Consider the following 15,981-nt stretch of genomic DNA (forward strand, 5'->3'; position numbering starts at 1 on the left):
CCCCCCCCCCCCCCCCCCCCCCCCCCCCCCCCCCCCCCCCCCCCCCCCCCCCCCCCCCCCCCCCCCCCCCCCCCCCCCCCCCCCCCCCCCCCCCCCCCCCCCCCCCCCCCCCCCCTTTTCAAGCCGACGACGGCATACGAGATCATGAGTACTGTCTCGTGGGCTCGGAGATGTGTATAAGAGACAGGTTTAACGGTGATTTGGGATGTAGAGGGTTGAGGTAAATATGCACAATTTCGTGGAAGTAGTTTTCGCCATTGCCGGCGCCGTACACGATATTGTCTGTTTGGTTTGAAAGACCAGAGGGTTTCTCGCTGTTACCTAGGCCTAGTGTAAAATCGAAACCCCTGATCTGTTGTATTTCATCGTAGGTAGGAGCAAAAACATACTCGATTTGTATGGGCTTGAGCTCCCAGTCTTTCTCTAGTCTTTCTATTTGCCTAATCAGGCTATCGGCTCTTTTTTGATTGAAAATATGCTTTTTGGGAAAAGTATAATGGATATTTCGGAGGTCTTTGTGTTGCCAGTCCTGTTTGTAGAAAGTAATGGGTTTTACAAAATGCAATTGCTGGTTCTTGTCTTTTTTGATGATGTGATTAGAGATATACATCACATTCAAAATCTTTAGGGTATCAATCCAGCCGCCAACAGATTTTAGGATGACTATGTCGTTTGCCAAGGGCTTGACATAAGTAATGGTTTTGATGGGTGCCATGGCGTAGATCGGATAATCGCCACCGATGCCATAAATAGAAAGATCTGGTATTTTGTACCTTTTGCAATCTTCTTCGCTCCAATATTTCTTAAAATCGGGCAGTTTTTTGCCTTTAAATTCGCTCATGTAGTCCGCATAGAATTTAAGGGCCGATTTAATCGTAAGGTCTGTAGTGTCTACTCCGGGATTGATATTGAGTTGCGCGTCTGCCTTTAGGCCGCAAACAATCGAAAAGAATAAAATAGCGAAGATTTTTCTCATGGGGCCAAATATATAAATAACTATACTTTAATCACTTTTGAAGGTGTAATGGCAAATATTTGGTCGTTAGTTTTGGGCCTGATCATGCTGAGGCCTGTAAAGGCGCTAAAGGCTGGCAGTACGGCATAATCTGCGCCGAAATAAAAGCAGGGAAAACGCAGGCTTTGCTTGGCTTTGCCCAATAGGGTTATTCCTGGGTGGATATGCCCGCTGATGGGATAAAGCGCTTCTTCCTTGCACTTTACAAAATCGTGGATGAAACAAAACTTAGTGGTACAATAGCTCGGGTCGTAGATTTTGATGCCCAGATGATGATAGCTTTGTTCGTCAAGCTGATCATGATTGCCCTTTACCAGTACAAATTCGATTGGGTTATATTGCTGTTTCCAACGTGCAAAATCGTCTACTTCGGTGTTGTGGTCGTGGTGAAACATATCGCCGTTAATGAGCAGTGTTTTGGGCTGGAATTTTTCGAGCAAGCTGCTGAGCCTCTGCAGGTCGCTTTGTGCCAAGGTGGTAGGCACCTGTATGCCGGCTTTTCTAAAATGCGCCGATTTGCCCAAATGAAGGTCGCTGATAGCCAAGAGCTGTTCTTTTGGAAAAAAAACGGCCCGTTCTTTGGTTAATATCAATTCTTCGTCTTTGAGGGTAATGATCATGTTTTTACTTGAAAACTTCGCCTTTCATCCGCTCGATGCGTTGTTCTAATTCTTCCGAACTCATGTTTGCCCTCAGGCTGTCGACCTTGATGGGGAAAGACAAGGGGGTAAACCTCTGTGGATAAGTAATTACAATTAGACTTTGCTGTATACGATGTAGGGCGGCCGCCAAACGGGGTTCTTCCAATTGCTGGTAAAACACCTCGTCGTAAGCCTGTCGCAAAAGTAGGTTATGCCTGTCAAAATCGCTAAATACGTTGAAAAATAGGCCTGCCGAAGATTGCAGGTGTCTGTTGGCGACGTATTTGCCCGGATAGCCCTGAAAAACCAGGCCTGCAATGCAGGCAATATCCCTGAACTTGCGACGAGCCATTTCTGTGGCGTTGATACTCAGGGCAATATCTTCGGTAAGGTTGTTGGGCGAGAAAACTTCGTAGGCAATCGCATCGTCCATCGGGATTTCGATGTCGCTCAAAAGCTCGAAGCCGTAATCGTTCATGGCTATAGAAAAGGTAATTGGGACCAATTTGCCCAAGCGATAGGCTACCAGGGCCGCCAATATTTCATGCACCAGCCGGCCTTCGAAAGGATAGGCAAAAAGGTGGAAGCCTTCTTTGTTGCTGATCATTTCGATGAGTAGTTCGCTGTTTTGGGGCACATGCGAACGTTCCTGCTGGACCAAGAATAAGGGGCGTACCACGTCAAGCTCTTCTTCCGGCTGGCTGGGTTCGAGTACCTCATTGTATTTTTTGCGCAAAACCATACCTAAATTCGAAGAAAGGGGCAACCGTCCGCCCATCCAACTGGGAGAAATGGCTTTATTTCTTTTGCTTTTGCGCACCATTACGGTCATGTCTTTTAGCTGGATAAACTCTAAAATCCGTCCAGCTAAAGTAAAGCTGTCTCCGGGTTTAAGTTTCGATATAAAATATTCTTCAACCATGCCAACATAGCCTCCGGTCAGAAATTTGACTTTGAGCATGGCTTCGCTCACAATGGTACCGATATGCAGGCGGTGCCTCATGGCAATCTGTCGGCTTTTTACTTTCCAAAGCCCGTCTTTTTCGTCTCTCACCACTTTTTTAAACTCTTGGTAGGCGCTCAAACTATCGCCGCCAGAAGTGATGAACTGCATTATCCAGGCCCATTCTTCGGGCAGTAGCAGCTTGAAGGCATTGGTTTGCTTGATTTCTTCGTAAATGGTTTGGTCGTCGAAACCATCGCCTATGGCCAAGGTAACCAGGTATTGGATCAGCGTATCGAACACCATAATTACGGGCTCCCTGCTTTCGATGTTGTGGTATTTGGCGGCTTCCTTAATGGCGGCGGCTTCTACCAGTTCGAGGGCATGGGTGGGCAAAAAATAGATTTTGGAAGTTTGGCCGGGCGAGTGGCCCGAACGGCCGGCCCTTTGCAGGAAACGGGCTACACCTTTGGGCGATCCTACCTGTACAACGGTATCGACAGGCTTAAAATCTACGCCCAAATCGAGTGACGAGGTGGCGATAACCGCTTTGAGCAGGCCGGTATGCAGCGATTCTTCGATCCAATTTCGCAGCTCGAAATCTATCGATCCGTGGTGGATGGCAATACGCCCGGCTAAGTCTGGCTCGATGTTGAGCAGGTGCTGGTACCACATTTCCGCCTGTCCGCGTGTATTGGTAAAAATGAGCGTGGTTTTGCTCTTTGCTATAATGGGTAGGAGCTTGTAGGCCAGTTTGAGGCCTAAATGCCCAGCCCAGGGCAAGGTTTCGATATCGTCGGGCAAAATAGATTTAATGGCGATTTTCTTTTCCAGCCTGGCCCTGACGATTACTTTCTTGGCCCCGGCTTCAGGCGCGATTACTTCGAGTGCTTCTTCAATATTGCCAATGGTAGCCGATATACCCCAAACCCTCAGCTTCTGATTGTTGCTAGCTTTCTGCAGCCCCTTGATGCGCGATATGGCCAACTCCACCAATACGCCTCTTTTGCTGCCCAATAGTTCATGCCATTCGTCGGCTACAATGCATTTGAGGTTTTTGAACAGGGAAGTTGAGCCTTTTTGGGCCAACATGAGGTGCAGGCTTTCGGGGGTGATGAGCAGAACTTCGGGCAGGTTTTTCTTCTGTTGCAGTTTTTCGGCCTGCGTGGTATCGCCATTTCTGACGCCAACGGTCCAATCCAACTCCAATTCGAGCAGTACTTCGCGCATGGCCCGGGCAATATCCTTGGCTAGTGAACGCAGGGGCGTAATCCAAATGAGCTGCAGGCCTTTGCTATACTTAGAATCTATGGGGTCGGCTTCGGCATTAAGCCCTGCTATTACTGCTGCCAAAAACAATGAAAAGGTTTTGCCAAAGCCGGTTGGTGCGTTTACCAAGCCGCTATAGCCCTGCAGGTAATAGTTCCAGGCCTCTTGCTGAAAATCGAAAGGCTTCTTTTTGCTCGCTTTGAGCCAGGCAACTATTTTCTGGTAACCTACTGTTTTTTGCATCGCAATACGAATATAAGACTTTAAGGCTTTAACGTTTCGGCAGCCACCAATAATTGCTTCAAATCTTCCAGGGTATTGATTTCGTCTGCTTTTTTGTCTTTTCGCCACCTGGCGATACGCGGAAAACGGAGAGCCAATCCGGCTTTGTGGCGTTTGCTTTCGGCTATGCCTTCAAAAGCGATTTCGAACACAAGTTCGGGCTTTACGGTGCGTACGGGACCAAATTTCTCGATGGCATTTTTGTTCACAAAACTGTTTACTTCCTTAATTTCCTTGTCGGTAAGGCCAGAATAAGCCTTGGCTATGGTAATGAGCTGATTGCCATCACGCACGGCAAAGGTATAGTCGGTGTAGAAATTGGCGCGTCTGCCACTTCCTTTTTGCGCGTAAATCATCACGGTATCTACGGTGTAGGGGTTGATTTTCCATTTCCACCAATCGCCACGCTTACGGCCGGTGTGAAAAACAGAATCCAGTTTTTTGAGCATGATACCCTCGCTATTGATGGCTCTCGAATTTAACCTTTGCTCAGCCAGTTCTTCCCAAGTGGCAAACGCTACAAGCGGAGACAGCATGACGATTTGTTTGGTTTCGAGCTTTTCAACCAGGCTGGCAAGCAGGGTACGCCTTTGTGCCAGGGGATATTGCCTGATGTCTTCGCCTTGGTATTCTAAAATGTCGTAAGTGAAAAATCCGATGGGCGCGTGTTGCAATTGCGTTTTGCTGATGGTTTTCCGGTTTAGCCGTTGCTGCAGCGTACTGAATGATTGTACCTTGCCTTCTTTTACCGAGAGGATTTCGCCATCCAACACGATGCCGTCTTCCAATTCGTCTTTTAAAAAATGAAGTTCGGGAAACTGTTCGGTAACCAGTTCTTCGCCCCGCGACCATATAAACAGTTCGCCATTGCGCTTCACAATTTGTCCGCGGATGCCATCCCATTTCCATTCGGCCTGCCAGGCTGCCGGATCGCCCAGGTTTTCGGGTTTTGTATCTAAGGCATAAGCCAGGCAAAAAGGATAGGGCCAGGAGTTGTCGGTATTGACGTGGCTTCCCGAAGTCAGTGCTTCATAAGTGATTTTGTGGGGTTGCCATTTGCCCATGATGCTGTGCATGATTTTGCTGCTCTCTTGTCTGGTTTGCTTGGCAATGGCATTAACGAGCATTTTATTGGAAACCCCGATGCGGAAATTTCCGGAAATAAGCTTGTTGAAGATGAAACGTTCTTGGGTATTGAGGCTGTTCCAGGCATTAGTAACGTATGTTTTTTTGGCTTCATCGTCTTTTTGAGCCAATTCGGCCAGTTCGGCCACCCATTGGTGCAAGGGTTTGGCTATGTTTTGGGCAGCTGGTGGCAAAACAAGGGCAATGGTTTCGCTTAGGTCGCCTACGTTGTGGTAGCTTTCGGTAAAAAGCCATTCGGGCAACTGGCTCAATTCAATGGCCCATTGCTTAATCAAGGCGGTATTTACCGGTCTTTTTGGCTTTTTTCCGGTAAACATAGCAATCACATAGGGCTTGTCCCTGTCATCAGCTTCGTTAAAATAGGCTACTAAGGCTTCTATTTTATCGTTGGTTTTGTTGCTGAGCTCGAGTTCTTGTATCAGTTGGGCAAAACGTTTCAATTCGTGTTTTCTATCAGGTTAATCAAGCTTTCGTCGTCGTCGCTGCCATATTTGGTGGTTACTTCTTCGGCACCGATTCCAATTTCGTTCAGGTATTTGGCAAAAACCGCCGACGAGCCATGGGTAACAAATACTTTTTCGGCACCCGTGGCCTTAATTGCGGTCAATAGGCCGGGCCAGTCGGCATGATCGCTCAGGGCAAAACCTGCATCCGCGCTTCGCCATCTTCTGCCTGCACGTACCATCATCCAGCCCGAGCAGATACCTGTAGCGGGTTGTTGCAGGCTTTTGATCCATTTGCCATCGGCCAAGGCTGGTGGAACGATTACGACTCCCTTTTGCATTTCTTCTTTTTTGGTTTCGGAGGTTATTCTGATGGTGTTGGGCAGGTCTACGCCGGCCGCTTTAAAGCCGTCGTTCAAATTGGCAATGGATTGATGTACATAAATTGGGTAGTTACCGGCCAGGTTTTTGATGAGCCGTTGTGCCTTGCCCAAGCTGTAGGCTATCAGGATACTTGTTTTGCCTTTGAGGTGGTTAATAGCTATCCAGTCTCTCATCTGTTCGAAAATCAGTTCCTGAGGCTGCCAGTGGTAAATGGGTAGGCCAAAAGTACTCTCGGTTACAAAAGTATGGCATTTTACAGGTTCGAAAGCAGTACTGATGCCATCGTATTCTATTTTGTAATCGCCCGAAACCACGCATATTTCGCCTTTGTAGGCCAATTTGACTTGTGCTGAACCTATGACGTGTCCAGCTGGATGCAGGCTTAGTTTAACCCCGTTAATGTCTATTTCTTCGTGGTAAGGCAATGTTTGTACATTATCGCTCAGGCCATAACGTTGTTGTAGTATAGGCTTGGTTAGTTCGTGGCAGAGGTAGTTTTTATTGCCCCATTTCACATGGTCGGCATGGCCGTGGGTTGTTACCGCATAATCAACCGGATGCCAAGGGTCGATGTAGAAATTGCCTTGGGGGCAATAAATGCCTTTATTGGTAAATTTGATTATTGCCATAGCTATATTAACGTATATTGTCCATACAAAGTTTTGGGTCGGGCATGGGCCGATTACATTTATTATCGGGTATTTAGCCGATAAATTAAAATATCGGGTATTTAGCCGATAATTGGAAATATCGGGTATTTAGCCGATATTAGTAAAATGATAGCAGTAATTACAGGAGATATAGTCAATTCGAGGGTATTGCCCGACGAATGGATCGGTACCTTGAAATCGGCTTTAGAGCATCTATTGGGCAAAAAAAAGCCAAAATGGGAAATTTTTAGAGGCGATAGCTTTCAGGTAGAACTGAGCCCCGAAGATGCCTTGCTTAATGCCATTTACATTAAGGCTTGTATCAAAACCCTGAAAAAGGCAGATGTGCGCATTGGCATTGGCTTGGGCAAGAAAAGTATTGATTCGGCTAAGGTTACAGAAGCCAATGGCGAGGCTTTTATCAGCTCGGGTATGGCTTTTGATAACCTCAAGCTCTATAAAACCAATATGGCCATTAAAACACCTTGGCCTGATTTTGACGATGATTTTAACTTTTCCATCCGCTTGGCGCTGATTGCGATGGATAATTGGGGGCAGATAGGTGCCGAAATGGTAAAATATGCCATCGAAAATCAGGAAACCAAGCAAGACCAGATTGCCAAGATATCGGGGAGGAGCCAATCGTCGGTTAGCGAAGCCTTAAAAAGGGCCCATTACACAGAAATTATGGAGCTCGAAAACAGATATAGAAACCGGATTGTTCAACTCATTAAAAGATAATGGAAATAGCCTTGCTTAAACTTTTGCTGGCACATGTACTGGGCGATTTTGTGCTGCAACCCGATGCCTGGGTGGCAGAAAAGGAACGCATCAAGCTCAAATCGCCGAAGCTTTACCTGCATGTTGCCATCCACATGGCCTTGATTTTTGTGGTTTTTATGTCTTTTGCCGTTTGGCCATTGGCTTTGCTTATCGGTTTGCTGCACGGAATAATAGATGCGGTTAAGCTGCTTTTTCAGAAAGCCGGCACCAAAAGAATTTGGTTCTTTGCCGACCAGGCTTTGCATATCGCTGTCATTTTAGGCTGTTGGAATTATTTTTACCAGCCCCACGTGAGCCTTGCTTTCTTGCAAAGCAACCAATTTTGGCTGTTGTTGCTTGGCGCTTTGTTCTTAACTACGCCAGCTGCGGTATTGATTAGGGTAATCATTGCCAAATGGATACCCACGGGTGGCGGAACGGCTTCGCTGCAAAATGCGGGCAAGTTTATCGGCATTTTAGAAAGATTGCTGATTTATCTTTTCGTATGTACCAACCATTTTGAAGCGGTAGGCTTTTTGCTGGCCGCCAAATCTATTTTCAGGTTTGGCGATTTAAAGGATGCCCACGATATCAAACTTACCGAATATGTGCTGATTGGCACGTTGCTAAGTTTCGGTACGGCACTGCTTGTAGCCATGGCCGTGCTTCATATCGAAATTTAACTTTATAAAAAAAAAGGCCTCTACGTTTAGCAGAGGCCTTTTTTAGGGTAGTTGTTTATCTTCCTCCCGGAGGACAGTTTTCTTTTAAGAATTTGGTATAGGTTAAAGAAAGGTGTTCGCTGGTGCCCGGACCTTCAGAAATGCTGTGGGTACGGTTAGGGTAGCTCATCATTTGAAATACTTTCTTGTTTTTGATCAGTTCGTTGATCAGCATTTCGGCGTTTTGGTAGTGTACGTTATCATCGCCGGTGCCATGGATATACAATAAATTGCCTTGCAGATTTTTGGCATAGGTAATTGGCGATCCCTTTACATAAGCCTCGGTGCTTGGAAATGGCGTACCCATGTAACGCTCTTGGTAAATGTTATCGTAGGTAAGCTGGTTGCCCACGGCCGCAATGGCGATCCCTGTTTTGTAGATCTCAGGATATTGGAACATGAGGTTAAGGGTAGAAGAACCGCCGCCACTCCAGCCCCAAACCGCCACACGGTCTTTATCCATAAAAGCATTGGTAGCCAAGAGTTTTTTAGCAGCCATTGCCTGATCGCGGATATTGATAACGCCAATGTTTTTGTAAATGCTTTTGCGCCAGTTAGCTCCTTTGGGCACGGGTGCGCCACGGTTGTCCATCGAAATGTAGATGTAGCCATCTTTGGCCATATCGCCGGCATACAAGAAGTTTCTGCCTGCGCCAAACGTATCGCCAGCGGTTTGCGAAGCAGGCTCGCCATAAACATAAAATACAACAGGGTATTTTTTGGTAGCATCGAAATTGTCAGGTTTTTTCATCCATCCGTCCATTTCCACACCATCTTCGGTAGTTACTTTAAAGAATTCTACCTTGTTTTTTGAAGGTTGTTGCTTAGCCAACTGGTTGGTAATGCTACCCTCCATGGTTAAAGGGTTGTTGGTTTTAAAATTCATCCACTCGGTAACAGGGCTTACAGTAGCACTGTTGTAGCTGTGGCGGGCAAATAAGCCATTGGGCGAAATAGAATAGCTGTGCGTACCCGGTAAAACCGATGGTGTAACCATTTCTAGTTTGCCTTTGCCATCCAATTTGGTTTTATAAAGGTATTTTTGGGTCGCATTGGTAGGCGAGGCCATGAAATAAACGGTGTTCTCTTTTTCGTCTATCAGGCTTACGCTGATTACATCATAGTTGCCTTTGGTAATCAACGATTCTTTTTTGCCGTCCTTGCTGATGCGGTAAAGGTGTGTCCAGCCGTCTTTTTCGCTTTGCCAAACAAACTCCTTGTTGCCGTTAAGCCAAACCCAGCCATCGGTCGCATCGATCCAAGCTTTGTCGTTTTCTTTGTAAACCTGGCTTACTTTGCCTGTTCCGGCATCGGCAACAAACAAAATGCTTTCGTTTTGCTGACGGTTCAGTTGTTGCAAAATTACTTCGTTGCTGTTCGGAATCCATTCCATGCGTGGAATGTAATGCTGCACATTGTCGCCCGGGATGGCCAGCCAATTGGTTTTCGCCGTTGCAATGTCTACGATTCCGATTTTGCAGGCTGAAGGATCTTGGCCAACTTTTGGATATTCAACCGGAATGGTGAAAGAATAGATCGAATCAGTGTTGTTGATCATCAAAAAGTTTTTGATTTTGGTGGCATCTATTTGCCAGTAGGCGATAGATTTTCCATCAGGGCTCCACCTAAAACCATCCAAACAAGCAAACTCTTCTTCGTAAACCCAATCAAAGGTACCGTTAATCATTCTTGAAGTGCCGTCGGTAGTTAAGGCTTTCGAAGTGCCGGTTGCCAAATCTTCTACATACAGGTTGTGTCCGCTTACATAGGCTACTTTCGAGCCGTCGGGCGAGAATTTGGCAAACATGAGCGAAGAGGCGGGCTTGTCTTTGCCAATCTGGGTCAGTTTGTTGTTGGCTATATCGGCTACCCAATAATCGCCACGGCTATCCTGGCGCCAAACTTTTTTGGTATTGGTGTAAATCAGCGCCTTGGTGCCATCGTCGCTCAGCTGAAAGCTTCGTACCGGAATTGTCTTGCCGTTTGTGGTTAGCAATTCTCTGCTGATTACTGTTTTCCTGTCGCTTTTGGGCAAGGTAATCATTACGATTTCTCCACCAGCGTTCTGGTAATAGCCACTGCCGTCTTTGGTCCAGTTAATACCGCCACGGCCTTGTGCCTTTGCCTGGTAGTTGCCCAACAAAGCAACAACCGCTACGGCCATTAAATACTTGGTTATTTTCATATATAATTTATAGTTGTGTGCATTTTAGAGTTTGATAAATTGCTGATAAACAGTTTGTAGGTAGGATTGGCCTAATTTAAGATTTTTATCGGTCTGCGCTGTGTTCTTCGGATCGTCGTTATACAAAATGCTTTTGCCGATGTTGTCGAAAGTAACGCAGTGTCCCTCGTTAACAAAGCCCAGCCCATTGTCCCAGCTGAAGAACGCAAAATGCGGCGAATAGGGGTTGAGCAGGTTTTTGCTCCAGGTAAAATCCTTTGCATTGATGCCTAGTTGTGCCAATAAGGTGGCCGCAATATCCTGCTGGCTTCCAGTTTGATTAAAGGCTTTTCCCTTAAATTCGTCTTTAATCACATCGCCATAAAAAAGCAGGGGAATGTGGTAGCGCTGTGGTTCAAAGATTTCGAACTTGTTTTTCGGGTATAAATGCCCATGATCGGCCACAAAAATAAAGAGGGTATTGGCGTACCAAGGCTGTTTCTTGGCATTGAGCAAATAGGCGTTGATGCACGAATCGGTATAGTAGGCCGTGCTCTTAAATTTTTGGATGATGTCTTTATCCCCGAATTTTTGCCTAACCGGCAATTCAAAAGGCTCGTGGTTGGTTAACGAAAGAATGGTAGAAAAAAACGGCTGTTTTTCCTGGTTCATGGCTTGCAGCTGTTTGTTGAAAACCAGGGCGTCGTAAGCGCCCCATTTAGAGTTCATGTCTTTTTTGTCGAAGCTGTTCTTGTCGGTCAGTTTTTGGTAATTATGGCTCAGAATAAAAGCCTTGTAGTTATCGAACTCTGATTCGCCACCATAAAAAAACGAAGTCTGATAGCCATTTTGAAATAGTTTTTGACTAATGGCTGGTATTTTTTGCATTTTTTCGGGCCATTTTACAATGCTTCCGGTTCCGAGGGTAGGAAAACCCGTTAATGTGCCGATCAGCCCTTTGTCGGTGCGGTTGCCTGCTGCGTAAATCTGGCTAAACAATACGCCGCCTTTGATCATGTTGTCGAAATTTGGGGTAATTCCATCTTCGTTGCCCAAAGTCTTGGTGAGGTCTGCAGTAAAGCTTTCGAGTATAAAAAGAACAACGTTTGGCTTGTTGTTTTTGAGGATAGCAACGGTCGTGTCTTTGGGTACCTTGTACAATTCGGCTACGGTTTGCTGGGCTTGGGCATCGCCGAAATAGCGGTATGGATTTTTGTTGGTTTTGGTAGAGGCCAAAATGCTCGATACCAAATTCCATTCGGTATTGAGAGAGGCATGGTTCAAAATCTCGTTTTTAGAGAAATAGGCCATGCTTTGGCTGTTCGGAGCAACATCTACACCACCTCTGATGATGAGGAAGTTAACACCCAAAAGTAAAACAGCTACCACAACTTTAAGCCAGATTGGCGTTTGAACGAAAGTAATTTTCTCTCTGATGAGCACCCGATGCAGGTAAAGGCCAACCAGCAGCAAAGCAGTGAATACGATAGCACTCAGCAACAATGGCGATGAAGCGCTTGAAGCCAGGGCCTCATTCGGCGTATCGAAAACAAAAGCAAGTACTTTGGCATTGATTTTACTGCCCCATTCGCGGTAAACGTTAAAGTTGATGGTGGCTAACAGACTGAACAACGCTAGGAGCACGATATCGTATATCCTCAGCCATTTCAATTCCACTTGGCGTTTCTTGCCCAGATACCAAAAAATAAAGACTAGCAAGGGAATGATGGTGATGTAGGCGGCCATAGAAAGATCAAGCCGCAGGGCATGGTAAAAGGTGGCTAGCTTCTCATCGAGAGGGATGTCGCGCAGTTTTTTGTGGAAGATGAACAGAAAGATAAATCTTTCGAAGGCAAAAAACAGGAGCCACAAAATAAAAAAACGGACAAAAAAAATCAGGCTTTTAAACATTGGCCACTAATTTAGTAAAAAAGCCAATATAAAAGCCTGATTTGAACAAATGCGTTGCTTAGCGACTATTCGCCACCGCCATTTTGCATGGCCATAATTTCTTCCATGGTTTTTACTTCGTAACCGCTAGGAACATCTAAAGTAAGCGGACCAACTTTTTCTTCGGCTGCATTTTTCAGGGTTAAAGTGGTTTTAACACCATTTTGGAAACGAGTAAATTTCAACAAAGCGCCTTTTACATCTTTAAAGTCTTCGCCAGAGAAACCTGCAGGCAATTCAAGTTCTGTAGTAGCCCAAAGCTCATAATTTCCACCTTTATCGTCTTTGTAGGTGTATTTTTCAGCGTTATAGGCCCCAATCATTTTTTTCTCGCCAGTGGCTTTGAAATCGCTCAGTTTTGGAGAGTTTGCTTTTGCTTTTTCGTAATCTTCTTTGCCTTGTTTTACGGCGAACTGCATTTGCGCTACAGGAACGTCAATCAAAATCAATCCGTTGTTGGTGGTGCCATCGCGCAATACCGTAATGGTAGCCGGACCTTGTTCCAGTTCCATTTTAGAAATGGTGCCGTTAAATTTAACTTTGGTTTCCTTAGGCAACTGAGCGGCCATCGGCTCTTGCTCTGGAGTGAGGCCATACTCTAAAGTATAGGTGATCGAGCCTTCGTTTATTTTTTTCTGGGCGTGGGCACCAACTGCGGTAGCGATTAAAATTGCGGCCAAAACGCCCGTTTTCATGAATTTGAACATAGTATTAGTTTTAGAATTTATTTTACCATTTAATTTTTTCTTTATTCAGGAAAGAAGCCACTCCTTTTTTGAAATCGTCGCTTTCTCTCACCCTGGCATTTAGCTGAACCGCTTTTTCCAAGCTTTGGTCTAGCCAAGGATTTGTCGTTCTGTTGATCAGCTCCTTGGTCACCGCCAAGGAATTTGCCGATGTGTTGTTACACAAATCTAATGCAAAATCATTTACCTTTTGAGCAATCTCTTCCTTTTTTGTTACAAAAGTTATCAAATTAAAGGCAAGGGCCTGCTCGGCCGAAAAGAGCTCGCCGGTTAGTAATAGGCGTTTGGCAATGGTTTCGCTTGTTTTGCGCATCAGAAAGCAGGCTACAATGGCCGGAACAAAACCCAGCTTCACTTCCGTATAACCAAAATTAGCCTCAGGAACCGAAAAAATAACATCGCATACAGTAGCCAATCCACAACCTCCGGCTATGGCATGGCCTTCAACCTGTGCAATAACTATTTTGGGCAACTCGTAGATGGTGGTAAAAAGCTTTTTGAGGTGATTAGAATCAGCCAGATTTTCTTCGTAGCTGTTCTGCTGCAGCTGTTGCAGGTAGGCCAAATCGGCACCGGCACTAAATACAGCCCCGTTTGCTTTGAGTACCACTACTTTTACATCCTCCTCTTCGGCGGCGCGCAGCAAACAGGCAGTCAGTTCGCTCACCAGCTCCGGATTTAAAGCATTTCGCTTCTCCGTTCTGTTTAACGTAATGGTGGCAATCCTGTTGGCTGTTTGGTATAAAACAAGTGCTTCGTTCATATTTTTTTGGTCAGCTAAAAGTCAATCAAATATGAATTATTTTTCTTTAAAATATGGACGGATATCCCAATTTTATTTGCCTCGGCCTCATAGCGCCTGATTTGGTAGTCTTTAAGGCTGGCATCGATGATAAGTTCGGAAAAGACGAGCTCCTGCCTCAACTCTACCAATTTTCGATTGAAACCCCGATGAATCCATACCAAGTCGAACCGGGGCAATTGGCCGATTTTTTTGGAGTTAAATGAAGAATCGAGCAATAGCAGTTGATAAGGGCCAAAGCGTAGCTGATGTTCTTTTTTGGTCCAATACTTCATAGCGGTATCTTGGTCGAATTTCAGGAATGTAAGCTTGTTGAGCTGCAATTGTTCAAGAGCCGGCCCAACGTAGAATTTAAAGGACTTGTCGGTTGTGTTCAAATCGCTAACCACTAATGCGTTTTTACCTTTAATAAAGGCCATGGCATAGTTTTTTCGGAGGCTGAAGCCTATGATTTTTTGCTGTTGAGCTGTTTGGATGTGCCGGTAAACAAAGGTCGACTGCAAGACTATGCTCAAGGCCAAGGCTACAAATAGTCTTTGTTTTTGGTAACGTGCCAAGGCAAAGACTAGGCTTCCGAGCGCGAAACTGAGCAGCACCAATTGCCCTTGGCTGATCCAAATTCCATTAATGCCGGCAAAGGGCAAGTGGGCAATCCACTGGAGACCATGGTTGGTAAAATTGATGAGCCATTCGAACAAAGGAGCCAGAAAGTACAGCCTGAGCATCAAAATTATAATGCCCAAGTACATCAATACGGTAATGGGCAAGAGGATAAACAGGTTACTGATGATGAAATACAAGGGAAACTGATGGAAATAATAGATGCTGGACGGAAAAGTAGCCAGCTGTGCGGCTAAACTAATAGCCGTGGCCGACCATAGTTTGTCTAGCCATTTATTTTTAAAATAAAACCATCGGTAGATTTTGGGTTGCAGATAAATCAAGCCAAAAACGGCTAAAAAGGAAAGCTCAAAGCCTACATCCCAAAGTAGCAAAGGGTCGTAAACGAGTAAACAAAAAGCGGTAAAAGCTATGATGTTGTAAGCATTGGTGCTTCTATTGAGCGATTTGGCAATAATGTAAATGCTCAGCATCACGGCCGATCTGAGCACGGAAGGCGAAAGGCCTGTTAATAGCGCATAGTACCAGATAAGTAGGCAGATGAGCAATAGTTTAACGATTTTTAAAATTGGTTTGCGTTCTAAAAAGAACAAGGCCCAATTCAGAAAAATGTAGATAATTCCTACATGCATGCCTGAAACAGAGAGCGCATGTATAGTTCCGGTTTTGCTGTAGGCCGCTAGGGTTTCTGGACTCAGATCAGATCGATAACCCAAAATCAGGGTAGAAGCTACAGCAAAGGCTTCATCGTTATGGATAAGGTTTCGGTATACCGATACTTGTTTTTGCCTCAGGGTAATGGCGTATTTTAGTATGGGATTTCCACCTTGGCTATGGAGCTGAACCAACTGATTCTGATTCATAAAAACCTGATGATAGATGTTTTGATGGGCTAGCCAAGCCTTAAAGTTAAATTCGGCGGGGTTATAAGGCGGTTCTATTTCCTGATGTTGCGAAAATAGAAGTATCTCGTCTCCATAATTGAGCTTGATGGGCCGGTTTTTGTTCAGCCTCAGTCCAACCAGTAATTTGCCGTTTCGCAACTGCCAGCTGTTTTGCTGATAGCCCTGGCCAACGGTTAACTGAAAGCGCATGATGAAGCCGTTTGTTTGAGGCTCGTTGCTGATATGCCCCTTAAGGTAGGTGGGGCTATATTTGCCAAAATAATGCCTGTTTAAAGATTGTTTGTTGAGCAAAAAAACCGAAATGCCAAAAAAACAACAGAAAACATAAAATGACAAGCCCGTAATGCCCTTGTAATGGTATATTCTCCATTTTTTATAAAACAGATGGGTAAGCCATAGCCCAGTTAACAAGGCAATGGCCAATATGACCGGCAAATAACTAGGAAACCAATCGGGCAAATGGTAGCCTAGTACTAGTCCGGCCAGAAAAGGGAAAAGCACCCTTACAAAAACGATTTCGCCTTTAAAAGTCAAAA

General features: G+C 45.3%; 13 protein-coding genes. 3 read left to right on the top strand and 10 right to left on the bottom strand.

Annotated features, from left to right (window positions below):
- On the top strand, positions 1 to 180 hold a 180-nt coding region (locus JHD69_RS12135), incomplete at its 5' end, for a hypothetical protein (protein ID WP_199140609.1).
- Here JHD69_RS12135 and JHD69_RS12140 read toward each other — a convergent pair.
- Genes JHD69_RS12140 through JHD69_RS12160 form a run of 5 tightly spaced genes read right to left on the bottom strand, consistent with a single transcriptional unit; the run spans position 143 to position 6,752 of the window.
- Positions 143 to 976, bottom strand: a complete 834-nt coding sequence (locus JHD69_RS12140; protein ID WP_199140610.1) for a hypothetical protein — start codon at positions 974 to 976, stop codon at positions 143 to 145. The two genes, JHD69_RS12135 and JHD69_RS12140, sit on opposite strands and share 38 nt — an antisense overlap.
- A 20-nt stretch (positions 977 to 996) precedes the next feature.
- Positions 997 to 1,635 carry a ligase-associated DNA damage response endonuclease PdeM gene (pdeM, locus tag JHD69_RS12145; protein WP_199140611.1) on the bottom strand — a complete coding sequence of 213 codons (639 nt, stop codon included), beginning with the start codon at positions 1,633 to 1,635 and terminating at the stop codon, positions 997 to 999.
- A 4-nt stretch (positions 1,636 to 1,639) separates the two neighbouring features.
- On the bottom strand, positions 1,640 to 4,111 hold the full coding sequence (locus JHD69_RS12150; protein WP_233165891.1) for a ligase-associated DNA damage response DEXH box helicase: 2,472 nt from the start codon (positions 4,109 to 4,111) through the stop codon (positions 1,640 to 1,642).
- A gap of 20 nt (positions 4,112 to 4,131) precedes the next feature.
- Positions 4,132 to 5,736, bottom strand: a complete 1,605-nt coding sequence (locus JHD69_RS12155) for an ATP-dependent DNA ligase (RefSeq protein ID WP_199140612.1) — start codon at positions 5,734 to 5,736, stop codon at positions 4,132 to 4,134.
- Complete coding sequence (locus JHD69_RS12160; protein WP_199140613.1) at positions 5,733 to 6,752, bottom strand: ligase-associated DNA damage response exonuclease; 1,020 nt, start codon at positions 6,750 to 6,752, stop codon at positions 5,733 to 5,735. The genes JHD69_RS12155 and JHD69_RS12160 overlap by 4 nt, the downstream gene beginning before the upstream one ends.
- Before the next feature lie 147 nt (positions 6,753 to 6,899).
- Between JHD69_RS12160 and JHD69_RS12165 the strand changes: the two genes are divergently transcribed.
- Positions 6,900 to 7,514, top strand: a complete 615-nt coding sequence (locus JHD69_RS12165) for a hypothetical protein (RefSeq protein WP_199140614.1) — start codon at positions 6,900 to 6,902, stop codon at positions 7,512 to 7,514.
- On the top strand, positions 7,514 to 8,218 hold the full coding sequence (locus JHD69_RS12170; RefSeq protein ID WP_199140615.1) for a DUF3307 domain-containing protein: 705 nt from the start codon (positions 7,514 to 7,516) through the stop codon (positions 8,216 to 8,218). Before JHD69_RS12165 ends, JHD69_RS12170 begins: the two co-directional genes overlap by 1 nt.
- Positions 8,219 to 8,273: 55 nt before the next feature.
- Here the strand turns inward: JHD69_RS12170 and JHD69_RS12175 are convergent, their stop codons facing one another.
- From JHD69_RS12175 to JHD69_RS12195, 5 genes are all read right to left on the bottom strand, one after another.
- Complete coding sequence (locus JHD69_RS12175; protein ID WP_199140616.1) at positions 8,274 to 10,442, bottom strand: S9 family peptidase; 2,169 nt, start codon at positions 10,440 to 10,442, stop codon at positions 8,274 to 8,276.
- 24 nt (positions 10,443 to 10,466) lie between these two features.
- Complete coding sequence (locus JHD69_RS12180) at positions 10,467 to 12,332, bottom strand: LTA synthase family protein (protein ID WP_199140617.1); 1,866 nt, start codon at positions 12,330 to 12,332, stop codon at positions 10,467 to 10,469.
- Positions 12,333 to 12,397: 65 nt separating this feature from the next.
- Positions 12,398 to 13,078: a hypothetical protein gene (locus JHD69_RS12185; RefSeq protein WP_199140618.1), complete on the bottom strand. Its 681-nt coding sequence runs from the start codon at positions 13,076 to 13,078 to the stop codon at positions 12,398 to 12,400.
- Between the two features lie 22 nt (positions 13,079 to 13,100).
- Positions 13,101 to 13,880 (bottom strand): enoyl-CoA hydratase/isomerase family protein, encoded by a 780-nt coding sequence (locus JHD69_RS12190; RefSeq protein WP_199140619.1) that lies wholly within the window; start codon positions 13,878 to 13,880, stop codon positions 13,101 to 13,103.
- Positions 13,881 to 13,894: 14 nt separating this feature from the next.
- Complete coding sequence (locus JHD69_RS12195) at positions 13,895 to 15,979, bottom strand: ComEC/Rec2 family competence protein (RefSeq protein ID WP_199140620.1); 2,085 nt, start codon at positions 15,977 to 15,979, stop codon at positions 13,895 to 13,897.
- Positions 15,980 to 15,981: the final 2 nt, after the last annotated feature.

The sequence above is a fragment of the Pedobacter sp. ASV12 genome, assembly GCF_016429155.1.
Taxonomy (GTDB): domain Bacteria; phylum Bacteroidota; class Bacteroidia; order Sphingobacteriales; family Sphingobacteriaceae; genus Pedobacter.